Below are 24,628 nucleotides of genomic sequence, written 5' to 3' on the forward strand. Positions count from 1 at the left end.
AATCCCATCTAATCCTAGAGTTATTCCAGCTTTTATATCAAATCCTTTGTTGCTAGAGTTTGGTAAGCCTATTTTAATCCCTGCTGTGTTGGGGTAGAGAGAATCTATACTCGGTTGTAGATAAGACATAGGTATCCTTTATGTTAGAGTGTAGGGGTGGTCTAGCATTATAGAAAACCCTTGATTGAAAGTTTGTGTATTTGAATCTTTGTTTGCACTAAAATCCTTGCAATCTTCTAATTGAACAACTTGGGGGGAAAGAGACAAAAGGCGCCCAAGATTTTCGTCTCTCCCAAATTAATACATCAATACCCTCTTTATTTTTTCTAACTTGTATAATCTCTTCCTCATATGAACTTGAATCCTCTAATCCCTCAACAATAATTCTTTTTTCTTCATCAAGCAATATAATTTCATTGCCAGCTATTGCATAATCCATTATAAGCATAGGATAAAAAACTTTGTAGGACCAATCATAACCCAATGATACAGAAAGAAAATTGTTAGGATTATTATATACTAAATTTCCTGTCTTAAAATCATAAATTTGTCCTTGATTTTTGTTATTTACTATAAGATATTTATTATCTAAAGAAAAATAAACCTCTGTGCATTTTTTATCTTTGTAATGCTCAAATTCATATAGGTTGTTGTTTAAATCAAATATATGCAGCTTTCCTCTATCACAGATTCCTAAATATTGCTTATCATAAGATATATTAAACACTTTATCGTGATGATGATTATATACCGTATGTATGGTAGTGTTATCTGCCTTATTTTTTATTATTATTGATTCTCCACTTTCAGTAATTTCATATTGATTTATTTGTATTTTGCCATTTTCATAGTATTGTTTCTTATAATCTATCGAGTCCTTATTGCTCAAAATTTGTTCAGCATTTTTATATGCTCCTTCTTCTATCTTGCTACATTGCCCAAAGCCAAACCCTGATAACACCTTCATTTTTGCTCTGCTTGTCTCAAAGCTTGTATATATGGACTTTGTGCAGGAGGTAAGCATTACGCACAAAGGTATAAGATAAAGTAGTGTTAATGTTCTCATTCACACTCTCCTAATTCGTAAGGTATAGGCAAGAATACCATAGCACCAAAATTATAGCTAAGGTAATCTGCCAAGGTAGGTTGATCTAATTTTCTGTCTATTTCGCCCCAAGTTACTACTTCTTGTGTAATGGCAGCATTTTTTATGTTTAAATCTATATCTTTTCCATTGCTTTGTGGTGCAGTCTTCCACACTATCCAATGAGATTTAAATTTTAAAAAAGTTTTTTTATTGGAAAATAATCCTGCATTAACCAAAGAAACAATATGAGCCTGTGAATATTGTTGTTTATATTTAACCAAACACAACAATTCGTCTTTACCAATATGTAGACCATAAGTTACATTAGAAAACAATAATTTTGCTCCGACCTTTAAAAACCACTCTTTTAATGCGCCCGCAAGAGTGATACCTGCTGCTTGGTCGCTTGCTTCATTATAGCGAAATATTATATTTTTAGAATCTCTTAGACTTGCTAAGGTTATCCAATCTATACCATTGATTTTATATCTATCATTTTCCAGTGATTTTGGTTTTTTGCAATCCTCACTTGGCTTAATAGTTAGATTTTTTATCTTTACTTCTCCTTTTTCCCACAAATCAATAACACATTTTACATATAAATCAGGTCTGTCTATCAAAAGGCAATAAAAAAATGCGGCTGGTCCGCAAAGCGAAGTTGGTCCTTGGTCTGGATAATAGGACTCTGTGGGATTGTTTATTGCAGGCAGTGTAGCATTTGTTATATGATAGTTGCTTCCCACAAGATTAACCATTCTTTCTTTGAGTGTTTTTATAATCAAATTTTTATCAAATGGATTTGAATTTTCTTTTGCTTTTGCAAGCCTTTCTTCCGAAAATACCCCGTGAGTATCTCTATTTTCAAAGTTATCAATAAGTTGCAAAGCTTTTTCTATAAAATCTGGCACATCATAATCAACAATAAACTTGTGTATAGAATGTGTGTTACCTTTTTTCTCATTCATTTTTATAATAGACTCTATTTCTTTTTTAAATTTTCTTAAGGTGTCATCATTATCAAAGTTTAGATTTTTGTTCTCTTCAGGTTGCGTTGTTGTTTGGCTGGAATCTTCCAAATGTAAAGTATACTCACTTTCTTGTGTGAGATTCCCATCTTTATAAATGTTAAAGCTTTTTTGATTGCTTTGTAATTGTATATAGTATTCTTTTTGTGCTTGATTGTTAGGATCTTGATTTAATAGGGTTTTTAAAGCGTATGTTTTAGTAGGGTTTGGATAATGAGACATATTGAGCGTTTTACCATTAAAATAAAACATAGGTATCTTAGCAAAACTTTCTACACATAAGTGTCCATACTCATAACTTCTACATATTTTCCTATTGCGGTTTATGGGATATGAATAATAATCTGAATGATTGATTGTGATTTCAAATCTATTGATATTTTTAATGTGTTCTTGGATATTAAAAAGAGTTTCTCCTTGAGAATTTGTTTTATTGGGTAAAGCAATCTTTTGCCCCATAGCTAATAAAACAACTTCCGCATTAGGAATAGGCTTCCCATTGGAATCTACAATCTGTATTCTTAGTGTATCTTTGCTATATTGCGTTGCTTCTTGCGGCATTATGATTCCTTTCTTATAATAGAGAAATATTTACTCACTCCTAATCTCTCCACCTTTAACGATGAGTCCTTTAGAATCTATAACTACTTCCACACCACCTGCTTTTATTATAACAGAATCTGAAGTAGCGGTTATGGTAGTCTCGCCTACTTGGTGGGTTATTTGATTTTGGGCTTGAGTATTGATGTCGCTTTGGGCTATGGTTTCTACACTATCTCCTAAAAGGGTCATATTGATATTTGTTTGAAGTGATATAAATCTTTGCATTACATTAATGGCTCAATCTCATTATTTTTCACACATTTATTTAATTCATAAACAATAACTTTTACATACTCCTCAAGTCTTTTAAGATTCTCCTCTGTTTCTCTTGTGCAAAGGGTAACATACTGATATGGAGGATAGTCATTAAAGCACCACATGCATGGTAAGTCATCTATGCTAAAAAACCAAACTAAAGTCTCCACATAGTCAATATGCTCTCCTACAATGATATTGTAACCAAATGCCAACCATATATCTTTGCAATAATCAAATGCGTCCAAATAGCCAAAATTCCATATTTCAAACTCCCAACGCATATTTCCTTTATTGTCCTCATTATATTCTTTGTCATACCATATAGGATTATCTGTTTTTGTTGTTTCTCTCTGTGCCTCTAAACTACTAGATTGTAAGCTGTGGTTTTCTAGTTTTTGTTTGTATTCTTTCATGCTATCCTCCTCTTTTATGATATTTTCTATCTCATTTGAGATACTTTTTATTAACCTTATCGTTAGTCCTTTTAGAGCTATCAATAATTTTTCTATATACTTCATCGAGATTCTCTCCTTTTTTGGAATATTTTTTGACATAATATTCAAAAGGTTTTATTTTTGTGCGTGGGTCAATGTTTAATCGCCAAGCTATAATTCTATCTTGCATAAGCTCCCTTGCTTGTTGTTTAGTAGTATTTCTCAATTCATGCAATTTTTCTGCCTGTTGCCTTAAGTCTTGTATTGTGCGATATGGATTTCCTATTGTATTCAATTTATCGTTATACCACCTCCTTGCGGCTTGATTGGAAAGTGTCTGTATCGGTATATTATCAATTGTTTTTGTGTTGTCTCGTCCCAAATTTGCAATAGCATTAATTGCACTATAACCAAATTGATATGCAGCTTTTGCTTTTGTTCCTGCTCCAAACCCCACAATATACCCACTCACATCAATAAGCCCCTCCTCTGTGTAAAGTGAGGGGGAATAAATATATAATGTAACACCTACTTCATACTTTGGGTTTTCTATGAAAGCAAAGAATCTAATTTGCCTATCTAGCCATTCCTCTTTTAAGTGTATTGTTATCTCTTCACCCACTATCTCATTACCCTCTGAATCTGCAAGGATTCTAAATGTTTCGTGTTCTTTTATAGGAGAGTTTATATTTTCCTTTGTTGTGTGTTGGTAAGGACTTGAGGTAATATATCCCCATTTGGTTTGTGTCTTTTGTTCTTGGTAATATTGTTTCTGTTCTTCTTTATTTGGAATAGAATCTTGATTATAGTAGGCTTTGAGATGGATTTGTATATGTTTTAAAGATTCTGTGGCTTCTTTTTGTGTTGTTGCTTTTGTATCGATATTATAGCTTCTTTGTGGTAGGTATAAGACATTAGCATTATTGTTTTCTTGTATGGTGGCTATCTTATTGCGATGTTGGGCATTATAGGTATCATAGACATTGTTTTGCGTAGTATATGTAGAATCTCTATTATCTCGTATCTCTGCACTCACATTACTCACTAATAGCTTATCTTGGTAATGAAACTCTAGGGTATGGGGTTTATTGAGGTTTGCTCCTCTTATACAACACGCATTAGTCTTAGGTCTGCTTTTATAATGTGGGTGTTCTATCTCTACCCTAAAGGCGTGGCAATCTTTAAGACTCTCTATATCATCTAGGATTATTTCTCCGCTTGAGCTTTTTTCATTATAGAGGATCTTACCATTTTTTCTTTGTATGATTTTTATAGTAGCATTTTGTATAAGAGCACTATTCACATCTCTTATTTGTATATGTATGGGTTTGGTGTTAATCTCTGCCATTATTGCTACCCTATATCTCATTCTATTTATATGTATTATTTTTATTCTATTTAAGCTTACTCACTCTTCACCTCCCCACCTTTAACGATGAGTCCTTTAGAATCTATGACTACTTCTACTCCGCCTGCTTTGATGATGACAGAATCTGAAGTAGCTGTTATGGTAGTGTCGCCTACTTGGTGGGTTATTTGATTGCCAGATTCTACACTATAATTTGTTGTTATTTCTACATTAGACAGAGCAGTATAACACTTCATCTTAGATTCCACACTCTCCATATAATGCCTCATCACCAAAGTATCGCTCCTCATTTTTGCCCTTTAGCACAGCATAGCCTCCCTCGTTTAGCTCAAAATCATAGATTCTAAAATCTAGTTTGACTTTGCCTGTGATTCTACAAGGATAAGTGCAGTATTCAGCTAGTGGAATATGGTCATACTCTTTAGCTTTTTTAAAAAATTTGATAATATTTTCTTTACGAAAATATTGCACGATTTGAGTGTTGCAAGTTTCTCTTACCGCATTGAGATAATATTCCTCTCTTTCCTCGTCTGCTTTACCAAGCTTAACGCTAGGTTGGTCTAATTCTACGATTTTAATACCTTTGAAATTATCTGCATATACAAATAGGCATAATCCAAGTATTATGTAGGGGATTTTCATAGTTTTGTCTCTATATGTTCTAGCAAAGATACACCCTCTGTTGAGTTCTCATCTTTATACGCAATCTTAGCGTGTGCATATATATTAGCTTTGTTTATGTTAAATAGCTCAAGCAAAACTGCAACAAGTTGTTCTAGGCTTTCTAGTTGCTTTGTTGTGGCATTTGGGTATCTTTTTGTTTTATTGTCATATTTCCCAACTACTTTAATCCCTATACTATCCGAGCTTATAGGGTATCTATTTGGATAGGATTTGGTTTTTTCATAGCCATCACAAGATTGCTTGCGGGTGTAGGTGGTGTTTGAGATTTTATACTTCTTGATTCTATGCAGTAAAAGGCTCATTTGTGATTCCTAAATTATTTGCAATGTTTGCAATATTTCTTAACTATGCGGACTACTTCATCTTGGTATTCTTTGGAGTCATAAATCCAATCAAAGCACATATTAACGCTGCCTTTCTGCTCCATTTTATGTATATCAAAATATCTATCAATATAGGCTTTTAACTCGCCAATGGCTTCATTACTAAAAAATTCTACCATATTATCAATGTGGGCGAAATTCTTTATTTCCTTTGGCAATCCTTTGCTTGTGCAACCTGATTTTACCACTATATCTTCCTTAGATGTATAGCCCAAACAATAAGCTAAAGACCACCTTTTGTAGTATTTGATAGGGTTTTGCTTAAACTCATATTCCGCATTTCTTTGTTGAGTGCTTCTTGATTTCGTGCAACCATATATTTTTTGAGCTTTCATTATTTCTTTCATTTCTTCAAATGAATTTCCAAAAAGAAAATCACAATAAATAACTAATATCATCAATGCAATTATCTTTTTCATATTTAATCCTCAATTTTCCAAAAATATACTTCCTCTACATAATCGCCTCTTGTCAAATAATTTTCATCATCTAAGAATTTTTGCTCACGATTATCCCATAATGTTATATGTCCCCAAGCATCACCCCAACCTTTTACTTTTATTGCTACTATCCCACTCCCGTCAAGCTTAGATAAAGATTCATAGCGGAAGTCTTGATTTGTTTGATTTGTATTTGGTGTAAAAATAATAGGTTTTCCTAAACTATTGTTGAGTTTCAGAAAATCTATCATATCTTTAACTTTTACTAGAATCTTATAAGGTTTAGTGTTTGTCCCAGCATTTGCTATATACGCAGTGCTATCCATACCTTGTAATTTTCTAATAGGTATTTCAGAATCTACAAGAGCCTTACTCATTCTAGCAGCACAAGTGTTAATGTAATTGTATGGGGATTTCATAAATTCAGTATATATAGCTCCTTTGACCTTATAGTATCGTATTTCAGCCTTGATAAAAAGTATCTCTCCATACCCAAAGCAATTAAGACCGCTATTTACCCACTCCCATAGCCTCTTTACACCTATTCTTTGCCTTGATTCTTCCATATCATCTTGACTTATACTGTGTATATCTAAATAAAAATTTTTCAACCTATCCCACTTTGATAACTCTACCTCCACATACACATCTACTTTATCTCTATGTGTATAAAGTCCTAGTGTGGTTTGCAATGCTTGTAAATCTTTAGAATCTAAAAGTATTGTTTTCTCTTGTATGTTTGGAATCTCTTTTGTAAGCATAAGGGCTATGTCTTTATTGCTCTTTGTATCTTTTATAGAAAGGCTAGATTCTCTAAACTCTAAAGTATAGACTATTTCACTCTTTAGATTCTTACTTAGATAGTGGGTATCACAAGAATGCTTGAGGGTGTAGGTAGCATTAGTATGAGTGTAGAGGATAGTAAGGGCTTTATTTGTTAGCTTAAGTATAGGATATTGGCTTATGGTTAGGATAGTATGTGTTATTCTCTCACCTACATTATACGCAGGATTGTTTTTATAGGCAAAGATAACAAGCTGCTGATTGTCTTTGAGATAATCTGTTATTTCTTTTTGTGTGTTATTTTCTGTGATAGTGTAGGTAAATTTTGCATTGAGATTAAAGCTTACCTTAGTATTATACACATCATTAGAAGTAAATGTAAAAGATTGTAAGTCTTTTATAGTGATTTTGCTTTTTAGATTCTCATTTTTTTGTTTGACATAATAGCCCCATTGTATAGCAGACATCTTGCCACCTTGTAAGGTTTGGATATGAGAAAGTTTATACAAATTAGATTCCATAGGATTTTTACTCACCAAATGCTTCCTTATAATTTTGTTCCTCTCTTCGCAAAAGACTTGCATTTATATCGTCTTTGTATTTTCTTTGCAAATTTAAACGCATTTTAGAAATATCATCACACCCTTGTGCCATTTTTTCAAGCTCATTTGCCCTTTGTTCATCATAAGGCTCTTCCCCGCCTACATAGATACATTCACAGCTTTTATTGATAAAATCATCAACTTCTTTGTTCTGCGTATAAGGAATTTGCATATATCCATAGCTTGCTTTTACCCCATCCCTCTCTTGCTTAAATCTTTTAAAATTTGCTGTATGAGAGCATATATTTTCATTAAAATATTGATTATAAAGGATAAAATCAATATGTGTTTTATCTTTACTCCAAACAATATCTATTTTTTTGTAATTACTATACTTGGCACTTGGTGATAAAACAAGGCTAAAATTTTCCTTTTTTACTAAAATGTTTGGATTGCGTTTAAGAATCTCTTTAAAAAAAGGATAACTTGTAAAAGTAGTATTATCCATAAGTGAATCATTTATCGCTTCAGCAATATTTATGCCTTTATAAAACACAAAACCATCACCTTTACTTGTAGCACTGCAATCATTTAGCAAACAACCATATTGAGATAAAACACTCATAATAAAGTCATTTTCCTTATATTTTTTGCGTAAAGCAACAAACTCTTTATCGATTTCTTTTTGTTTTAAATCTCGTTTTTGGCTATATTCTATGCTTTCTTTTTCACTCATTGTTTTTGCGGAGTTTATTTCATCGGCTTTAATAAATGCTTCCCTAGATTCTATAAAGCTTTTTATATCATTTGGCAGGTTAGTATTTTTATCATTTTGCGTATTTTTACTACCCATATTTTCGCTACCATAGACTACAAGAAATAAAGTCAAAAATAAATACATCGCTTTTCGCATAATATTACAAACTCCTTAATCAGTTTCCCTCTAAAGACCAATGCGGAGGGTCTTTTTCTAAAGTTCTTTTGACTCCATAAGTCTCACCAACTTTTCTTAACTCTAGGTTTGTTGCTCCATTTTTAGGAGTATCAATAGTGTGTTCTTTTCCTGCTTTATCTTTAATTGTAAAAGATGATTGCCAAGTAATTGTAATATCAATGGCATTTCCTCTAACGTGATGTGAAGTTAAGGAGGCTGGATATGCTATACCGTAAGCCCTAACCATCTCCAATGCTTTTGCTCTTGAAATTTTCTCTGAATACTTGCCACTAGAATCTGTATGTATCCAATTAATTGGAATATTTTCTTTTTGTGTTTCTATTTGGGCTTGTTGGGGAGAAATTTTGTTGTGTGCGACTTTATGGCAATAATGCATCAAAACCGCTCTTTTATATGGTCTGCGTGTTGAGCTAATATGATATGTTATCTTTGCTTTAGGAGTTTTCTTTTTTGCTTCGTCAATAGCTTTTAAAAAATCTTTAACATTTTCTTTAAATGGGGAAGATAAATCCTCTATGGAGGCTTTATCTTTATACTCTTTTACCCATTCTTTACCACTTAGGCGAAGGTTATTTATCTCCACATACACTTTCACTTCTTGATAGATTTGTTGGCTTGTGAGTTGGAGAGTATTTTTTAGATTCTCAAAGTCTTTGCTTTCTTTAAGGTAGATAGAATCTGTATTATCTTGTTGTGTATTATTTGATGAATCTTGAGGAGATTGTGTGTTATTTGGATTATTTTTATGAATCTTATAAAGCTTACTATTTAATCTAAGGGCTAGATAATCATTTTGTATATTATAACCTAGCTTATATTGTGTATTTTCTGTATAATCTTTTAGCAAATGAGAGAGTATTGTATTGTCTATATGGAATATCTCTTTTATATCATTATGCCATAGAGTGAGGGTATTATAGCCTATTTCTATTATTGGTAATGTGCTTATAGTAAGTATTGTATGTGTTGTGTTATTACCTACATTATACGCAGGATTGTTTTTATAGGCAAAGATAATAAGCTGATGTTTTTCTTTAAGATAGTCCTCTACTTCTTTTTGTGAGTTATTCTCTGTGATAGTGTAGCTGAATTTTGCATTTATATCAAAGCTCACCTTAGTATTATAAGTATCTTTAGAAACAAATGTAAAAGACTTAAGGTCTTTTATGGAAACTTTAGCTTTTAGATTCTCATTACTTTGCTTGATATAATAGCCCCATTGTATGTCTTTTTTGAGGGCTTTTCCGCTTGTGAGATGTGCCTCTATATTGACTAGGTTTTGGTTTTCTTGTGGTTTGGCTTGAGAATTATGCGTATCGTTTGTGTTAGATTGCTGTGTAGTTTCATTTGGTTTTTCTACTTGTGCTGTATAAATATCTCTTTGCTCTTTTTGGTCTGAATCTGCCTTATCTATTTCTTTGTAGATTCTGATATACTCGATACTTGCTTCGTTATCTTTATTAAGCATAAGGCAAAAAGGATTGGTGCTATCTCTATGTGCTATGGCATTACATTTTCCTGTCCCTACGATGACATATTCCTCATCTTCAATCGTAATGGGAAAGGATTTAGCTTTATCTTGTGCTTGTAATTCGCAATCAAAGACGACCTTTCCATTTTCATCTATGGTTTTAGAATTTCCCATAAAGGTAAGTGTTTTCCCTACTACCTTTTTTAATTCTTTGCTAGATATTTGTATATGACATTGGAAGCTGATTGTATTGCTCATAGATATAAATCCTTTTGAATCTTAAAGAGTATTATATCTAGGAAATAATGTGATATTGCTTTTAAAGCTACCTTACTCATTCCTAACCTTTTCTAACTTTAGTGTAGTAATCTTATTTGCTTTAGATTCTACACTTCACTTATTCTCTACTCACTCTTAATCTCCCCACCTTTTACTACTAAACCATTGGAATCTATCACGACTTCCACACCACCTGCTTTAAGCGTAATAGTATCGCTTGTTGCGGTTATGGTAGTTTCACCTATGTTGAGATTTATTGTATTGTTTGCTTGGATAGAACAATCACTTTGAGTGTCTATGCTCATAGAATCTGATTCCATATTAATAATATCTTTAGCCTGAAAAGATAGCGTTTGAGAATGGGTATATAAGCCTTTTTGTGTAGAGATGTTGCCTTGTGATTGTGAGGTAATATCAAGATTGCCTCCTATATATTCCTGCTTATCCCCCTCTATGATTGTCTCACTATTGCCTTTGATTGTCGTATGTAAATCCCCACCAGCACTACTAGAAAGATTATTACCTATCTCTACTTCTTTATCCCCTCCAATAGATTCACTACTATCTTTAGCCACTCTTAGTGTATTACTAGCTCCTATGTTTAGAGTATGAGATAATCCTACTATGGTATCTTTACTTAAGGCTACATTAGTTAGATATTCTCCTCCTACTCTTACATCTTTTAAACCTAATACTTCTTGTTTATGATATTTAGTGATAGATTCTGTATAGCTTCCCTTGACTTTAGAATCTTTATTGTTGTGTATGGTTTGAGAGAAATTATTGTTTATAGATTGTGTATAGTCTTTTTGTGCTGTAAGAGAGATTTCTTCATTATCTTTGAGGTTAGAGAAACATAATTGATTATAACTATACTCTTGTGCTCCTATGGTTTTAGAGCTTAGTGTTGTGATATGATCTTGTATTGGTAAATGTGCTAGGCTAGGATTGGTTAGGTTATAGAGGCTACCTGATATGTAGGGTTTATCTATGTCATCAATAACACTCATCTATTAACCTTTCCCTATCCAACGAATAGTATTGCCTTTAGAATCTATTTCTAGTTTAGACTGCTTTTTGTATTGGATTTTTTGCCATTATATAGGTGATATAGTGTAAGATAGCTGAATGCAGACTATTGCTAATAGCAAGTCTATAATGCTTATCATTAAGCTTAGCTCTATCGCTATCATTACTTATAAATCCTAACGTTATTAGCACTGAAGGCATAGCAGCAAATTTCGCAAGATACATATTGCTTTTATGTGCGAAATTAGCATTATTTTTATCGTGTTTGATGTTTTCTAGTCTAGCGATGAAATCCTCCTCTTCTCTTGCATATTCTCTAGCATTATAAAAACATCGCATTCCACTAGCTAGCCCGCCTCCCTCACTATCGATATGTAGAGATAATAACAATATCCTGTCATTTTGGATATTATGCTTTATGGCATTTACTATTTTTACTCTTTGTTCTAAACTCTCGTTATTTTGCCCTAGTATGATAGGATATGCCCTGATTTGCTCTATTCGCTTTGTAAGTTTGGCAATCACATCAAGGATAATATCCCGCCTTTTCATACTCCCTTGCTCATATCGTGGATGTAATGCCCCACTATCGCCTATATCTATAATCACAATAGGCTGCATAAAAGACATTTTTACATAAGGTGTGTGTATCTGACTATCACAATAGGCAAAGAAAGCCACAATCTTATTATGTCATTCCTCTTTTATAGGATAGCTTTCTTTTAGTCCTGTGCCTAGCCTGTTTAATCCAGAGCTTTGGCGGTTTTGTATGCTTATATTAGCGATATACTCATCTATACTAAAATCCATGACATCAAATGTCATATAGGCAAACTGCGTGTATTGCTTATATCTCATATCGCTTGTATTTATCTGTGGTGTGAATGTGATAGCATTGCTTCCTTTTTGTGCGTGTAATCTTATTACTTCATAGTCAGACTTTAGCTTACTTTGCACATCATTAAATCCTAAATAGAGTTTTGCATTTTTATATTCTTTAGCTTTTTTGTGCTTTGTTTGGATATTGGTTATTGTGGCATATTGTGTTTTACTTAGCTCAAAGTTACTCTCACTCAAATTATCCCTATCTACTATAAAGCTTAGTTTATCTATGCCTATCTCTTGTCCTACACTGACATTATCTATTTGTAGATAGCCTTTAGAATCTGTCCTGCCTTTTGCTACTACTCTTTGGAATCTATGATTATAGATATAGATTGTTGTATCTTTGAGTAATGCTCCTTTATTAGAATCATAGCATTCTTGTATTTCTAATCTTAAAGGGATTGCATTGGCTATGGGTTGGATTAGGATTTCCTTTTTAGATTCTTCTTTTTGTGTATCTTGAGATTGCAAAGATTTATAAAATTCTGTGTCTCTGTCTAAATAGTTAGGGAAGCTTAACATTAAGAGGATTGTTTTGAAGTAGCTACTATAAATATTGCTAGATTCTTTACAAAGCATTTCAGATTCTACTTCTGTGAGGTCTCGTAATTCTACATAGTGATTTCTTATAAGATAGTCATTTATGCGATTGATTTTGTTTTGGTATTGAATCTCTCTTTGCTTTATGCGTTCATTTTCTGCTTTAGCTTCTGCTAAGGCTTTGTCTTCCTCACTAAACCACCATTCTTCGATTTTACCTGCTAACCAAGCTCCTGCGATAGCTCCAACAATAATCCCTGCAATAGGTATCGCAGAGCCGACATAACCGCCTAAGATTCTACCTGCCATAGTGATACCAAGCCTTGAGGCTGTTTTGGTGGTTTGACTTGTAATAACCTTTCGAAAGGCAGTGCCACCAATTTCGGTTGCAGCTGTCTCAAATACAGCCTCTTTAATGGCTCTTTCGTTATCCTTTCCCTCTGCTTTTTTAAAAAGATAAGAAAATATTCCAAAATTTCCCATTAGTTTGTATTTATATAGCGTATTTACTCTTTTAGAAATTTCTTGAGAATCCATATATTTGCTTAACAACTCACTTGAGCCTGTTCCTACGACAACCATAGAATAATTAACAAAAGTTCCTGTGTTTCCTAAATCCCTACGGGCAATGGGAATCTGTGCAAAATTTTGTTTGCAAGAGCAAAACTCTAAAGAGATATCTGTGCAAAATTTTGTTTGCAAGAGCAAAACTCTAAAGAGATATAGGGGGATTGAGTTTGTGTATTATTTTCCATTTTCTTTTTCCTTACGTAATCTCTCTATTTTATCAAAATCTATTCTAGAATCCATTTTACCATCAATATTAAGAGATATTTTGCATTCTATATACTCTTTCTCTTGTAGCCCTATCAAATAAGTCTCAATCTTTGGCAATAAATATGAATAAAGTTCCTCTAAATTACCACTTCCAAAAGCTAAAATAAATGATATTTTCTTATGATTTTTAGAGTCAATCCTATTAAAAGTTAGCACACTACTCATACCAAGTATGATAGCTCCCCACATCGATGAGTAAGTACTGATATATGAGACTTCTAAAGGTGCTATTATGGTTTTCCCTATGTATTTTTCAAAAATAATATCTTTTTTTGTGAGATAAAGTGCCTTTTGATTTAATAGCTTAATAAGTCTATATGACGGATAGAGACAGGCAGTAGCAGCCAAAAGAAGTAATAGGGTCATAAAAAAACTTGTATCACTTTTACTTAAATATTTATTTATTCCCTCAATCAATAGGTAGCAAAAAAATATTGTCGCAATTAGTAAATGAATAAGTGTAACCAAAAAGCCTACCCGATTGTCCCTATACTTCCATATAACATCATCATTATTCATTATCTTTTCCCTCCGCTTTTTTAAACAAATACGCTATCACACCATAATTTACACCTAGAGTGATTGTGGGGGTATTAAAAATCTTGTTGCTAGGATAATATTTATCACTCATAGCACCTGCAAATGCAGAATTTGCAGGAAGATAAATATTTAAAAAATCGCTTGTAAAACTACCTAAATCATTTAGTTGCTTTTTTGGTTGTGGTAAGCCATTATGAAACTCACATTGACAAATATTTAAAGAAGCGTAGATATTTTTATTTTCACTCATTTTTATCCTTTAGATAAGATTCTATTTCTGCTTTGTATGGACTAAAGTCGATTGTAAAAACATTATGATTTCTTGTTTCATTGAAAATATATTCTATGTTATCTTGATAAAGCTTATAAAGATTTGCTCTTTCTTGTAGATTCATAGATTGTAATGCTTGGTTTGTGTGTTTAGTGCATAGCTCTTTGAATTCTTGATTGTTATAGAAACTACCAAAAGCATCATAACCATTAAGCATTTTAAATGTTTTACAATTTTGATTAGATATAAAGCTTAAATCTTCTTCAAATCGAATCAATCCTCTTATTACAGATTGTATAGTAAATTTTCCATAAGGATAAAAAATCTTTTTATTAAATTTCATTTTTAATATTAATCCTTTGTCTGTTAAAGTTATAGATTCTAAGTTTAATGCTTCATATGCCTCTGAAATAAAAAATATTGTAAGCAGTGTAGCCAATAAACCATACCACAAGGATTCTCTAAGTAACACAAACCAACAAAACCAACATATAAAAATTCCTAAGACAAAATAAAGTATATAGAAAAATAAACTAAGTGGGATAATTTTTCTTTTACTTTGCCAAAGTATAGTAATATTCTCCATTATTGTCCCTTTTATGTTTTCATATATTTGCTTAACAACTCACTTGAGCCTGTTCCTACGACAACCATAGAATAATTAATAAAAGTTCCTGTGTTTCCTAAATCCCTGCGAGTAATTGGAATCTGTGTAAAATCTTGTTTGCAAGAGCAAAACTCTAAAGAGATATAGGGGGATTGAGTTTTTGGATTATTTTCCATTTTCTTTTTCCTTTCGTAGTTTGTCAATTTCATCAAAATATGGAATACTTCCAAAGATATTTTTAGGACTTTTAATATCTAAATAATCTTCATCTTTCAAATTCGAAAGATAGCTTATAATATATGGCTTCAATATTTCATTTATTTTTTTACAAGTATCATCTGCAAACTCAATTTGAAAAAGAGAATATTTAATCTTTGTATCAAAACCTAAAAAGTCTATGGTGTCGTTAAAAAATATTACACCAATATAATCGTTGCTTTCATATACACAAAAACTCCCTAAAGGCAACACAATATCTTGTCCTAAATATTTTTTTTATTATCAACATATTTTTAGTAACATACAATTTTTTTGAAATTAAGGGACTTAACTATACCCAATAAAAGATATAAAAGACACAGCAAAAGAACAATTATCGCTACAAAAGATTGTATATCATATCTTTCAAGCAAATATTTATCTATGATTTTTATAATAAATACGGCAAACAAAATGCGTAATCCATAAAACCAAAATTGCCCGAGTTTTGTAGCTATATTTTTATTTTTCTCTAACTCCCAAATAATTTCATCGTTAGTTTCCATACTCATACTTTACTCCCAATCGCCCCATAAGTTGCCACATTCCCGGCTATTCCTAACTCTCGCCTTTCAATAGGAATCCTCTCAAATTCAGGCGAACAAACACACAGACTTTTATACATAGAAGTATCACATTGTTTAGTATTATTTGCCATTTTTTGACTTCCTTAATTCATCAATTTTCTCAAAATCCAAATTAAATTTCGGCTGAATTTTCTTGTGTTTAGCTTTAAAATTTTGATACACTCTTTCATCTACTAAACTTAAATACTCTTGCGTTTGGGGTTTTATCATTTCGTATAATTCCTGAATATTATTGCTTCTAAGCGGGTCTAAAAACGAATATGCGTTATAAACCTCCTCTCCAAACTTGGATATAGTCGTGTTATCAGCATAAATAGCAGTAAATGCGTGTGAAAAATCACAAAAATAAAAACTTCCAATCTCAAAAATTTTATCCTTGCCAATTAACTGCTCAATGATTAATGCTTTGCTTGTTGCATAAATATTTTTTGTATTAAGTGTTCGCAAAATTGCCATAAGATAGCCAAATACAACCACAGCAAATAGCAAGCTTATAACAACAAATGGTGCAATGCCCCAAAAACCCTTACCAAAAGACTCATAAAGCCTTTGAATTGCGATATAGAAAATCCAAATAAATCCGCACAATACACAGATTCTAAAACTCCATAAAATGACAATCCATAAATTGAGCAATAAACTATCATGTTTATATGTGAGCTTCCAAAATATTTCAGTAGATTCTGTATCTCGTTTCTCACTCATCACGCCACCTTTTTAGATTCTATTATTAGATTCTATATCTTTTCTATTCACTCTTAATCTCCCCACCTTTTACTACTAAACCATTAGAATCTATAATGACTTCCACTCCACCTGCTTTTATTATAACAGAATCTCCCTTAGTTGTGATAGAAGTATCGCCTACTTGGTGAGTTATTTGATTGCTTGTAGTATGTATAATGTCTGATTGTGCATTCATATAGATAGAATCTGATTCTATACTTGTAGAATCTTGAGCTTGAAAAGATAAGGTTTGAGAATGGGTGTATAAGCCTTTTTGTGTAGAGATGTTGCCTTGTGATTGCAGCATTACACCCAGTTTCTTTATCCCTAAAACATGTAAGTCAGCATAAAAGCCACCACTACACATAAAAACACAATGAATCCAAATTGTAAATGAATAAGCGAGGATGCACCTACTACACCAATAATAACAAGAATAAGCGGGATATGTAGCATTGTGGGTATCGTTTTATCTTTACTCCATGTTATCTCATCTTTACTAAAACCAAAGACATTGCACAACATTTCGTATTTATACTTCACTTTGTGTTTATAAAAAAGTCCAAAAATATAATTAACTTTCCATTGAGATTCTAAGTCCTTTTTCATCGCTTCTTTATCAAAGCTACTCCAATCATCATAAAATATCCAACGACTCATTGTGTGCATACAATAATACGCAATGGTAGGAAAGATAGAATCTAAATTCTTTTTACTAAAGTGTGGATAAATCTGCAAAATCTCATTTGCTATTCTTGTGTAGTAAGCTTTTGTCAAATCCTCATTAATTGTGCCATCATCTTTATAAATCAAGGCAGATTCAAGAAAAATATCGCTTAATATACAGGCAATTTGTATTTGGGTTTGTCTATTCATAGCCATATTTCCTTAAAATAAAATCTGTCGAATCATTAACAAGATTGCCTATTGAAGAACCAATAAGAGAGCCTAGAAATGCAAATCCAGCATAACATATTGGATTTATGTCGCAAGTATCAACAGCCATTGCCATACCAATACTCCCTCCAAGCAATCCAAAACCTATTGTATTTGTATGCTTTATGGCGGTTTTTAATTTATCATCTGAATAATATAGATCGTAGCCCACATAAGCCATCGTTGTTACAATGAAGGCATAACCAAAAAATCTATAATACGGTATTTTATCATTCACACTTTTTCGAGTACTCTTTGAGGAATCTATTATATCTCTATATACTTTGATTTTTTGTTCCAAACTCAAATTTTCAAATTCTCCCGAAAAATTATTTTGTTGCATTTTTTTAACAATTAAGCTTTCAAATGATGGTAACACTGGCTTTTCGCTTTTTGCCAATGCTTTTGCAAATTCTGAGCTTTTATTTCTAATATCATTAAGAATCTGATTTCTTAACAAATAGGATTCTTTTGAATATTGTTTAGCTAACATATATTTTTTAGCCTTATCTTGCTCTTTATCAACAATTGTTAATATTTCATTTGACATTTGTCTAATTGCAGTTTGGTATTCTGTCCTTAATTGTGGGATTCTGATAAATTCTTTAGCAAACATGGCATACACAGATTCTGTCAGATAGTTTAATTCAATATGCCTATTTGCATTTTTGTTTTGCCGCTAAATCTATAAAAATTGTGTGCATATAATATGATGCTACCATCAAAAAAATTATCGAAACACTGCTTTTTATAGCCTTCGTGTCAATGGTAGATATTGCACAATAATCTAGCAATGTAAGTAAACAAGAAATATGTAAAGAATAGATGTGATAGGATTTGCTTTTATACCAAAGTGTATAGACCAAAGCCAACAAATATATACAAGCTAAAAAACAGAAAAGTATATGAGAATCTAAAGTGTTGATAATGCCTCTATTGCGTAATATAGCAATAAAACCAATACTGCACAATAATGCTATGGTGTATGGCAGGATTGTGTGTGAGAATCTCGGTTGCATAACTAACCCATAATTCTCACAACCCACATAATAAGCACCAATATAAATGCTATACAATAAACAGCATACATATATTTGTCATGTTTTGTGGGGAAGTGTATTGAGCTATCTTGCTTTAATAATTGCTTTTGCTCCTCTAAAGAATGCTGTGTAAAGCCAAACACACAACACGCAATCTTATAATGGTATTTTGTTCTAAATGCTATGTATTTTCTATGAAAATATGATATGTCCTTTATCTTTATAATCCCTTGCATAAACTCCACTTTATCCCAACCCTCCTCCATAGCCCAAACCTCCAGTGCATCATAAAAAAGCGGAGTCTTCATACAATACAAAGCTACAATGGGGAATAATCTCTCTAAGTCTTTTTGAATAAAATCGCTCTTTATAGCCTTAATCTCTCTTGCCACTTGTTTATATTTTCGCCTCACTCTAAAAAGTGCAAAGCATTCCTCTTTGCCGACTAAATAGGCATATTCTGGAAAGAATCCATTTTTATAAAATTCTAGATCGTGCTCTATATTACCCAATATTTCAACATAAGAAGTATAATAGTTAAAAATCCTACTTAAAATATAGCAAATTTCTAATTCTTGTTGTGATAGCTTAGTCAAGGTTGTATTCCTTTAATAACGCATTAATTTCATCATCAAACCATTCATTTACGACCGTATGCCCTAAATATCCCCCACCAACCACACCCAAACCACCAAATGCTGGCACACATACAAAAGCATAGGGACCACAAATAAGTCCAGCCCACATTCCCAAACCACCACCCACAAACCCACCCCCAATAGTTGCACTATGTGAAATTATAACTCTAGCCTTATTTTCACTTACATACAAATCATATATCAAATAACCTATGCTAAAAACAATAATTCCCCTAGCAAAATTCTTAACCATTGATATTTTAGCATTGACTTTTTCATTAGATTTCCCAGAAGATTCTATGATTTCTTCAAATACTTTTGTTTGTTCCTGTTTTGTAAGTTGCTCAAAAGGTTTATTGTAACTTAAATCTTTTATTTTTTTCTCTATCATTTCTTCAAAGGTTTTACCCCTGCTTTTTATTCTCTCTGCACGAACTCTACCCCAAGTAGTGCTTTTAGCACGCATATCATTCATTATTTCATTGCGAAATTTATTGGCATCTTGAGCTAATTGTTTTGCTAAAATCTTGCGTTTATGTATGTCTTGCTCTTTTTCTACTTCTTTCAATAATTGATTAGACATTTCTTTAATGCTTTTGTTATAGTTTTCTCTTACATAGGCATTTTGAAATGCCTCTTTAGCAAACAATGCTACTCCAGCTTCAATGAGATACAATTCATTCCTAAGCTTTTCTATTGCCTCATCTATAGGTATAGCATTCTCATACTCCACCACCAATTTAAGAACACACTTTTCCTCTCTTGTAGCATGGATGTTATCACAAATATGTGTGGCTTTGAGTGTAGCAAGATAGTTAAAAAATGATGTATCTTCTTTAGCTAAATCAATCCCCCCAGCATTGCCATATTTATCTCCTCCGTGTAGATAGAAGTTATCTCTATTGGTAGTAGATTCTATAGTGTTCGTGCAGTCTTTGTTTGTATAGATTTTTGTATTTTTGCCAAATGTATTTTCACTGAAAATAGTCCATCTAGTGTTTATATCATTGATATTTATATAATATATCCCCTCTGGCATTGCCCCTTTATCTTTGTCTTTTTGATAGTCTTTATCTAGGCAGAAATATAGTATTTCATCAGAAAATAAGCCTTTGTCTGTGTATGTTACAAACCTTGTGTACTTAGATTCTTGTTGCAAACTTTTTGCTTCTTGTGGGTTTAAAGCTTTACCACTAAATGCTACATAATTTTTAAGAATCTTGTCTTTACCTGACATTATAGACAAACTCTCTCCATTGAATAATAGCCAAATCTTCTCCCTAAACCTTAACTCCAAAGGCTTCTTTCGTCTTCTCATGGAATTTAGAGTGATTGGTCTATCAGCGATTGGATATTCTTGGTAATCTTTATGGATAAGTTTAGCCCTAAAGGATTTTAGGTGTTGTGTAGATTCTATCTCAAAGGAAGCTATACCATTATCATTAGTTTTGTATTTTTGTCCTAGATTGATATTTTCTAGTTGTATTTCTGCATTGGGTATGGGTGTGGTGGCATCACTTTGCAGGGCTTTTATTTTAAATGATATTCTTTCACTCATTATGTATTGCTCTTTGTAATAGTTTGGGTATTATTCATTGATTACACTTCCTTTGTATTGTATTTGCATTTGTGTTTAACATTGTAAATGATATTATAATCAAGACTATAGTTATAATCCTTTTTTGTTCTTGTTACTTATTTTTTTGTATCCCTTATTCTCATACTCTTTAATATTGTTGTTACCCCATTCACTCTTAATTTTCTCTCTCCTCTTTTTGTGTTAGATAAATTTCCAAATGAGGTATAGATAAAAGAGTAATATCCTCTGTGCCTGAATTGTGATACTTTCCTTCACTCCGTTTTAATCTCCCCACCTTTTACTACAAGCCCATTGGAATCTATGACTACTTCCACACCACCTGCTTTTATTATTACAGAATCTGAACTAGCGGTTATGGTAATCTCTCTAAACTCAGAATCTCGTGGCACTTTTGTATTTTTAAATCCTTGCTTGTTACCAAGAAATCACAACCTAGATTGAAATTCTTTTGTGTTTGTTGGCAGTCGTAGTTTTTGTATCATATATCCTCATATCCTCTTAAAAAATTCTACTACATAAGGCAAGAAATTTAGCACCAATGCTACACTACCAAACATAAAAACCAAGTAATACACCTTGTTTTGTGCTACTCCTTTTGTTTTGCCCCACAGCCCATAAACATTTCTTGCCACAAAATAAAGCAAAAATACTCCTAAGACTAGAGATTCTTTCACTAAAAATCGCAAAAATGCCCTATGAGAGCTAAAAAGCAAAGATAGCCCATATAGCAGTGCTATACTTGCCAACACGCTAAGGATAAAAATAAAAAATCCTAAGCTAAAGCCAATGATGAAATTCTGCCCACTCTTATGCCTCTTAAATCTCTCTATGCTTACAAACACGCATAAGGCAAAGATTAAGCCCATTCCAGCATAATACAGCACACTAAAAATTTTTATGTAAGATTGCAAGGGGTTATTTAAAAAATATAGTACCACTATACTAGCACAATACCCAAAGAACAACGGAAGTCCTACCAAGAATCTATCTTTGCGATAAAACAATACAATAAAAAAGAGAGCAAAAATATTTATATGATATATAAAAAACATGCCTATTGCTTCATTAGTGTAAGAGCCAAGCATAGTATACTATTCCTCTGATGCAATATCCAAAAATGTAGAACTATATAAAAAGAAATCTAAGCCAAGATTGAAGTGGGTTTGTGATTTTTTAAAATGTGAATTGTAGAGAAAAAATGAAAATGGTACTGGAGAAGAAGATTTACCACCAAATATGCGTGATTGTCGGTATTGTATTATTGAATAAAATAAATCAAACCCTACATTCTCATAATCCCATACGCCAATAGGTTGGTCACTATCATCGTCATTGTTAAAATTCACGGTATCAATGATAAAGGCACGCACCTTTTTACACGCAGCGTATAAAAAACTAAAGTGATAATCATAGGTTTTTGTAACTCTGGAGATTTGTATATGGCTTGGTATATAAAAGATATTAAAAGCCCCAGAGATAGAGTAAAGGGCAAAGTTTTGTTTGTATTTGGGGTTGGAGTGGAATTTATGTAAAATTTCATTTTTATGTTGTATGGGGCTTTTAGACAATGGAAATGCATCAAGTTTGCTCAAGCCTAAATATTGCAAAAATACATTAGTATTTATATCAAACCTCTGAAAGTATAAATTATTATCGATAATCTCTGATGGCTTTTGCAAGTCTTGGATAGTTCTATGAGATTCTGCCAAAGATTCCTCTTTTTTATATAGTTTAAAGACTTCTTTATTCTTTGTCTTATTTTCTCGCATTGCTTGGATATTGAGTGCCATTGTGTATTCTTGTGAATTTTCAATGTTTTCTATATCAGGCAAAGTATCATTGATAAAATCTTTAAATTGTTTTTGAAAGTCAGATTCTCTGCCAAAACGCTCTCTAAGATTCTTATACTCTTTTTCTAGTTCTTGCATTATGGGAAACTGCATATAGAATCTATCCCAATCTAATTCCACATAGAATCTTGCTTTATGTCTTGGTTGCTTCTTATCGATACTAAACTCTTGCAATACGATTCTTGGCAACACCTCTTTAACTATGCTTTGCATTGTCTCATTAGGGATAGATTCTATAAAGTCTGGGGAGTGAGAATCTATATAGATAAGCTCGCTTAACTCTTTAGCATTGCTTGGATTATCATGCCATAGTCTCTGACACACATAGCTTACTCCCCAGCCTAGTGTGGCTATGTTATCTTGTCTTGTGTATGCCCTTAGAGTTTCTGCTAGAGTGCAATCAATGGTGATTTGTGGGTAGTCATTGAGGTGGATTATATAGCATACTTCATAGTTTGGCTCATAGATATAGGCAAAGATAGCTATGGCAACTTGTTGTTTGGTATTTTCAAGGTTTTCATGGATAGTGATTGTTAAAGTTTTGCCTTTATAGAGAGATTCCAGTTCTTGTGTATTGTTTTTGAAGTCTTTTATGGTATGGGCAGATTGGTTAGAGAAGTAGGCGTTGTTATCTTCATCTTTTAGGATTTGCTTTAACTCTGAAGGTATGTTGTTTATATCAGGATTTAGGATTATTTTATTTAAGGGATTATATGTTTTAGAATCTCTTTGTTGCAAGAGTATTATATCTGCAAGAGAGAGTATTTTATATGCCCACTTAATCTCACTTTCTTGTGCTTTATTGGATTCTATATCTGCTGTGAGTGTGAGAGTATCACCTCGTTTATAGAAATTTTTAGTGATAACCTCATTATTAGCATCTTTGAGTATAATTGTTTGTGGCTCTAGCTTGATTTGCTGCACTGCAAAATTATCAAGCTTCTCCCTAAACCTTAACTCCAAAGGCTTCTCTCGTCTTCTTATGGAATTTAGAGTGATTGGTCTATCAGCGATTGGATATTCTTGGTAATCTTTATGGATAAGTTTAGCCCTAAAGGATTTTAGGTGTTGTGTAGATTCTATCTCAAAGGAAGCTATACCATTATCATTAGTTTTGTATTTTTGTCCTAGATTGATATTTTCTAGTTGTATTTCTGCATTGGGTATGGGTGTGGTGGCATCACTTTGCAGGGCTTTTATTTTAAATGATATTCTCTCACTCATTGTATATGCTCTTTGTAATAGTTTGGGTATTATTCATTGATTACACTTCCTTTGTATTGTATTTGCATTTGTGTTTAACATTGTAAATGATATTATAATCAAGACTATAGTTATAATCCTTTTTTGTTCTTGTTACTTATTTTTTTTTGTATCCCTTATTCTCATACTCTTTAATATTGTTGTTACCCCATTCACTCTTAATTTTCTCTCTCCTCTTTTTGTGTTAGATAAATTTCCAAATGAGGTATAGATAAAAGAGTAATATCCTCTGTGCCTGAATTGTGATACTTTCCTTTACTCCGTTTTAACCTCCCCACCTTTTACTACAAGTCCATTGGAATCTATAACTACTTCAACTCCACCTGCTTTTATTATAACAGAGTCCCCCTTAGCAATGATTTGGGTATCGCCTACTTGGTGAGTTATTTGATTGCCAGCTGTGGCAGTAAGATGACTTTTGGATTCCATATCGGTATTATCAGCTATAAAAGAAAGTTCTTTTTGTGTTTCAAACGATGCAGATTCTTTACCAAAGAATAAAATATTATCTATGGCATTAATATTAATATGGGATTGTGTGCTTATATTTATTTCTTTTGTGCTCTGTATATCTAATGTTCCCCCCACAACCTCACTTTTATTTCCTTGTATATTCCTATTTTCATCTTTAGCAACAATAGTATTTTGATTTCCTCCTATCTCTACTTCCTTATCCCCTCCAATAGATTCACTACTATCCTTAGCTAC

At 32.4% G+C, this 24,628-nt stretch carries 30 protein-coding genes and 1 pseudogene; all 31 read right to left on the reverse strand.

What is annotated here, in order from left to right; translation table 11 throughout:
- Window positions 1-217: 217 nt before the first annotated feature.
- A complete protein-coding gene (locus tag C6H08_RS09955; RefSeq protein WP_034563317.1) occupies window positions 218-1,066 on the reverse strand; it encodes a hypothetical protein in 849 nt (282 codons plus the stop codon).
- The gene (locus tag C6H08_RS12100) at window positions 1,063-2,673 is read right to left on the reverse strand and encodes a carboxypeptidase-like regulatory domain-containing protein (RefSeq protein WP_233708562.1); all 1,611 of its coding nucleotides are present in this window, start codon (window positions 2,671-2,673) and stop codon (window positions 1,063-1,065) included. The genes C6H08_RS09955 and C6H08_RS12100 overlap by 4 nt, the downstream gene beginning before the upstream one ends.
- Window positions 2,674-2,703: 30 nt before the next feature.
- Window positions 2,704-2,940: a hypothetical protein gene (locus tag C6H08_RS09965; RefSeq protein WP_080745712.1), complete on the reverse strand. Its 237-nt coding sequence runs from the start codon at window positions 2,938-2,940 to the stop codon at window positions 2,704-2,706.
- Complete coding sequence (locus tag C6H08_RS09970; protein ID WP_052100070.1) at window positions 2,940-3,386, reverse strand: hypothetical protein; 447 nt, start codon at window positions 3,384-3,386, stop codon at window positions 2,940-2,942. The genes C6H08_RS09965 and C6H08_RS09970 overlap by 1 nt, the downstream gene beginning before the upstream one ends.
- Window positions 3,387-3,417: 31 nt before the next feature.
- Window positions 3,418-4,755 (reverse strand): hypothetical protein, encoded by a 1,338-nt coding sequence (locus C6H08_RS12105; protein ID WP_233708563.1) that lies wholly within the window; start codon window positions 4,753-4,755, stop codon window positions 3,418-3,420.
- Between the two features lie 56 nt (window positions 4,756-4,811).
- Entirely contained in the window at window positions 4,812-5,033 is a 222-nt protein-coding gene (locus C6H08_RS09985) for a hypothetical protein (protein ID WP_034580509.1), read from the reverse strand.
- Entirely contained in the window at window positions 5,014-5,418 is a 405-nt protein-coding gene (locus C6H08_RS09990) for a hypothetical protein (protein WP_034563311.1), read from the reverse strand. The genes C6H08_RS09985 and C6H08_RS09990 overlap by 20 nt, the downstream gene beginning before the upstream one ends.
- Window positions 5,415-5,762 (reverse strand): peptidoglycan recognition protein family protein, encoded by a 348-nt coding sequence (locus C6H08_RS09995; protein WP_052100060.1) that lies wholly within the window; start codon window positions 5,760-5,762, stop codon window positions 5,415-5,417. Before C6H08_RS09995 ends, C6H08_RS09990 begins: the two co-directional genes overlap by 4 nt.
- A gap of 14 nt (window positions 5,763-5,776) precedes the next feature.
- Window positions 5,777-6,262 (reverse strand): hypothetical protein, encoded by a 486-nt coding sequence (locus C6H08_RS10000; protein WP_005219553.1) that lies wholly within the window; start codon window positions 6,260-6,262, stop codon window positions 5,777-5,779.
- 2 nt (window positions 6,263-6,264) lie between these two features.
- Window positions 6,265-7,602 carry a T6SS effector amidase Tae4 family protein gene (locus C6H08_RS10005; RefSeq protein WP_233708564.1) on the reverse strand — a complete coding sequence of 446 codons (1,338 nt, stop codon included), beginning with the start codon at window positions 7,600-7,602 and terminating at the stop codon, window positions 6,265-6,267.
- Window positions 7,595-8,521, reverse strand: a complete 927-nt coding sequence (locus C6H08_RS10010) for a hypothetical protein (protein ID WP_034563308.1) — start codon at window positions 8,519-8,521, stop codon at window positions 7,595-7,597. The genes C6H08_RS10005 and C6H08_RS10010 overlap by 8 nt, the downstream gene beginning before the upstream one ends.
- A 19-nt stretch (window positions 8,522-8,540) precedes the next feature.
- Window positions 8,541-10,292 carry a hypothetical protein gene (locus tag C6H08_RS10015; protein ID WP_080732159.1) on the reverse strand — a complete coding sequence of 584 codons (1,752 nt, stop codon included), beginning with the start codon at window positions 10,290-10,292 and terminating at the stop codon, window positions 8,541-8,543.
- Between the two features lie 146 nt (window positions 10,293-10,438).
- Window positions 10,439-11,323 carry a bacteriophage T4 gp5 trimerisation domain-containing protein gene (locus C6H08_RS10020; RefSeq protein WP_034563306.1) on the reverse strand — a complete coding sequence of 295 codons (885 nt, stop codon included), beginning with the start codon at window positions 11,321-11,323 and terminating at the stop codon, window positions 10,439-10,441.
- A 55-nt stretch (window positions 11,324-11,378) separates the two neighbouring features.
- Window positions 11,379-11,951 carry an N-acetylmuramoyl-L-alanine amidase gene (locus C6H08_RS10025; RefSeq protein WP_158656864.1) on the reverse strand — a complete coding sequence of 191 codons (573 nt, stop codon included), beginning with the start codon at window positions 11,949-11,951 and terminating at the stop codon, window positions 11,379-11,381.
- 84 nt (window positions 11,952-12,035) lie between these two features.
- A complete protein-coding gene (locus C6H08_RS10030; RefSeq protein WP_138196256.1) occupies window positions 12,036-13,469 on the reverse strand; it encodes a glycine zipper 2TM domain-containing protein in 1,434 nt (477 codons plus the stop codon).
- 42 nt (window positions 13,470-13,511) lie between these two features.
- On the reverse strand, window positions 13,512-13,970 hold the full coding sequence (locus C6H08_RS10035; protein ID WP_138154643.1) for a hypothetical protein: 459 nt from the start codon (window positions 13,968-13,970) through the stop codon (window positions 13,512-13,514).
- A 145-nt stretch (window positions 13,971-14,115) separates the two neighbouring features.
- Window positions 14,116-14,394, reverse strand: a complete 279-nt coding sequence (locus C6H08_RS10040; protein ID WP_034563296.1) for a hypothetical protein — start codon at window positions 14,392-14,394, stop codon at window positions 14,116-14,118.
- Entirely contained in the window at window positions 14,387-15,001 is a 615-nt protein-coding gene (locus C6H08_RS10045) for a hypothetical protein (RefSeq protein ID WP_034563294.1), read from the reverse strand. The genes C6H08_RS10040 and C6H08_RS10045 overlap by 8 nt, the downstream gene beginning before the upstream one ends.
- An 11-nt stretch (window positions 15,002-15,012) precedes the next feature.
- The gene (locus C6H08_RS10050; protein WP_034563292.1) at window positions 15,013-15,198 is read right to left on the reverse strand and encodes a hypothetical protein; all 186 of its coding nucleotides are present in this window, start codon (window positions 15,196-15,198) and stop codon (window positions 15,013-15,015) included.
- Entirely contained in the window at window positions 15,188-15,493 is a 306-nt protein-coding gene (locus tag C6H08_RS10055; protein ID WP_034580506.1) for a hypothetical protein, read from the reverse strand. The genes C6H08_RS10050 and C6H08_RS10055 overlap by 11 nt, the downstream gene beginning before the upstream one ends.
- A 295-nt stretch (window positions 15,494-15,788) precedes the next feature.
- On the reverse strand, window positions 15,789-15,938 hold the full coding sequence (locus C6H08_RS11395) for a hypothetical protein (protein WP_158656865.1): 150 nt from the start codon (window positions 15,936-15,938) through the stop codon (window positions 15,789-15,791).
- The gene (locus C6H08_RS10065; protein WP_034563288.1) at window positions 15,928-16,572 is read right to left on the reverse strand and encodes a hypothetical protein; all 645 of its coding nucleotides are present in this window, start codon (window positions 16,570-16,572) and stop codon (window positions 15,928-15,930) included. The genes C6H08_RS11395 and C6H08_RS10065 overlap by 11 nt, the downstream gene beginning before the upstream one ends.
- 43 nt (window positions 16,573-16,615) lie before the next feature.
- The gene (locus C6H08_RS10070) at window positions 16,616-16,900 is read right to left on the reverse strand and encodes a hypothetical protein (protein ID WP_052092737.1); all 285 of its coding nucleotides are present in this window, start codon (window positions 16,898-16,900) and stop codon (window positions 16,616-16,618) included.
- A gap of 20 nt (window positions 16,901-16,920) precedes the next feature.
- Window positions 16,921-17,469, reverse strand: a complete 549-nt coding sequence (locus tag C6H08_RS10075; RefSeq protein ID WP_034563286.1) for a hypothetical protein — start codon at window positions 17,467-17,469, stop codon at window positions 16,921-16,923.
- On the reverse strand, window positions 17,462-18,145 hold the full coding sequence (locus C6H08_RS10080) for a hypothetical protein (protein WP_138196254.1): 684 nt from the start codon (window positions 18,143-18,145) through the stop codon (window positions 17,462-17,464). Before C6H08_RS10080 ends, C6H08_RS10075 begins: the two co-directional genes overlap by 8 nt.
- Window positions 18,146-18,550: 405 nt before the next feature.
- Window positions 18,551-19,165 carry a hypothetical protein gene (locus C6H08_RS10090; RefSeq protein ID WP_034580501.1) on the reverse strand — a complete coding sequence of 205 codons (615 nt, stop codon included), beginning with the start codon at window positions 19,163-19,165 and terminating at the stop codon, window positions 18,551-18,553.
- Window positions 19,158-20,765 carry a hypothetical protein gene (locus C6H08_RS11585; protein ID WP_194145916.1) on the reverse strand — a complete coding sequence of 536 codons (1,608 nt, stop codon included), beginning with the start codon at window positions 20,763-20,765 and terminating at the stop codon, window positions 19,158-19,160. The genes C6H08_RS10090 and C6H08_RS11585 overlap by 8 nt, the downstream gene beginning before the upstream one ends.
- A gap of 293 nt (window positions 20,766-21,058) precedes the next feature.
- A complete protein-coding gene (locus tag C6H08_RS11590) occupies window positions 21,059-21,196 on the reverse strand; it encodes a hypothetical protein (protein WP_194145917.1) in 138 nt (45 codons plus the stop codon).
- A 99-nt stretch (window positions 21,197-21,295) separates the two neighbouring features.
- Window positions 21,296-21,859 (reverse strand): hypothetical protein, encoded by a 564-nt coding sequence (locus C6H08_RS10100; RefSeq protein ID WP_158656866.1) that lies wholly within the window; start codon window positions 21,857-21,859, stop codon window positions 21,296-21,298.
- A gap of 39 nt (window positions 21,860-21,898) precedes the next feature.
- On the reverse strand, window positions 21,899-23,881 hold the full coding sequence (locus C6H08_RS10105) for a hypothetical protein (RefSeq protein ID WP_034579120.1): 1,983 nt from the start codon (window positions 23,879-23,881) through the stop codon (window positions 21,899-21,901).
- 294 nt (window positions 23,882-24,175) lie between these two features.
- Window positions 24,176-24,628: pseudogene (locus C6H08_RS10110) on the reverse strand (bacteriophage T4 gp5 trimerisation domain-containing protein); the annotation flags it as partial.

It is taken from the genome of Helicobacter bilis (assembly GCF_900198365.1).
GTDB lineage: Bacteria > Campylobacterota > Campylobacteria > Campylobacterales > Helicobacteraceae > Helicobacter_A > Helicobacter_A bilis_B.

Bases quoted from the DNA above. Each gene is read 5' to 3' on its own strand.
- C6H08_RS09970 (WP_052100070.1), bottom strand. From the start codon at position 3,386: ATGAAAGAATACAAACAAAAACTAGAAAACCACAGCTTACAATCTAGT.
- C6H08_RS09995 (WP_052100060.1), bottom strand. From the start codon at position 5,762: ATGAGCCTTTTACTGCATAGAATCAAGAAGTATAAAATCTCAAACACC.
- C6H08_RS09965 (WP_080745712.1), bottom strand. From the start codon at position 2,940: ATGCAAAGATTTATATCACTTCAAACAAATATCAATATGACCCTTTTA.
- C6H08_RS10000 (WP_005219553.1), bottom strand. From the start codon at position 6,262: ATGAAAAAGATAATTGCATTGATGATATTAGTTATTTATTGTGATTTT.
- C6H08_RS10065 (WP_034563288.1), bottom strand. From the start codon at position 16,572: ATGAGTGAGAAACGAGATACAGAATCTACTGAAATATTTTGGAAGCTC.
- C6H08_RS10100 (WP_158656866.1), bottom strand. From the start codon at position 21,859: ATGTTTTTTATATATCATATAAATATTTTTGCTCTCTTTTTTATTGTA.
- C6H08_RS10075 (WP_034563286.1), bottom strand. From the start codon at position 17,469: ATGAATAGACAAACCCAAATACAAATTGCCTGTATATTAAGCGATATT.
- C6H08_RS10010 (WP_034563308.1), bottom strand. From the start codon at position 8,521: ATGCGAAAAGCGATGTATTTATTTTTGACTTTATTTCTTGTAGTCTAT.
- C6H08_RS09955 (WP_034563317.1), bottom strand. From the start codon at position 1,066: ATGAGAACATTAACACTACTTTATCTTATACCTTTGTGCGTAATGCTT.
- C6H08_RS11585 (WP_194145916.1), bottom strand. From the start codon at position 20,765: ATGAGTGAAAGAATATCATTTAAAATAAAAGCCCTGCAAAGTGATGCC.
- C6H08_RS10035 (WP_138154643.1), bottom strand. From the start codon at position 13,970: ATGACCCTATTACTTCTTTTGGCTGCTACTGCCTGTCTCTATCCGTCA.
- C6H08_RS10050 (WP_034563292.1), bottom strand. From the start codon at position 15,198: ATGGAAAATAATCCAAAAACTCAATCCCCCTATATCTCTTTAGAGTTT.
- C6H08_RS10070 (WP_052092737.1), bottom strand. From the start codon at position 16,900: ATGCTGCAATCACAAGGCAACATCTCTACACAAAAAGGCTTATACACC.
- C6H08_RS12100 (WP_233708562.1), bottom strand. From the start codon at position 2,673: ATGCCGCAAGAAGCAACGCAATATAGCAAAGATACACTAAGAATACAG.
- C6H08_RS09985 (WP_034580509.1), bottom strand. From the start codon at position 5,033: ATGGAGAGTGTGGAATCTAAGATGAAGTGTTATACTGCTCTGTCTAAT.
- C6H08_RS09990 (WP_034563311.1), bottom strand. From the start codon at position 5,418: ATGAAAATCCCCTACATAATACTTGGATTATGCCTATTTGTATATGCA.
- C6H08_RS10105 (WP_034579120.1), bottom strand. From the start codon at position 23,881: ATGAGTGAGAGAATATCATTTAAAATAAAAGCCCTGCAAAGTGATGCC.
- C6H08_RS11395 (WP_158656865.1), bottom strand. From the start codon at position 15,938: ATGGCAAATAATACTAAACAATGTGATACTTCTATGTATAAAAGTCTG.
- C6H08_RS10020 (WP_034563306.1), bottom strand. From the start codon at position 11,323: ATGAGTGTTATTGATGACATAGATAAACCCTACATATCAGGTAGCCTC.
- C6H08_RS10045 (WP_034563294.1), bottom strand. From the start codon at position 15,001: ATGGAGAATATTACTATACTTTGGCAAAGTAAAAGAAAAATTATCCCA.
- C6H08_RS10015 (WP_080732159.1), bottom strand. From the start codon at position 10,292: ATGAGCAATACAATCAGCTTCCAATGTCATATACAAATATCTAGCAAA.
- C6H08_RS10080 (WP_138196254.1), bottom strand. From the start codon at position 18,145: ATGTTTGCTAAAGAATTTATCAGAATCCCACAATTAAGGACAGAATAC.
- C6H08_RS10040 (WP_034563296.1), bottom strand. From the start codon at position 14,394: ATGAGTGAAAATAAAAATATCTACGCTTCTTTAAATATTTGTCAATGT.
- C6H08_RS12105 (WP_233708563.1), bottom strand. From the start codon at position 4,755: ATGGCAGAGATTAACACCAAACCCATACATATACAAATAAGAGATGTG.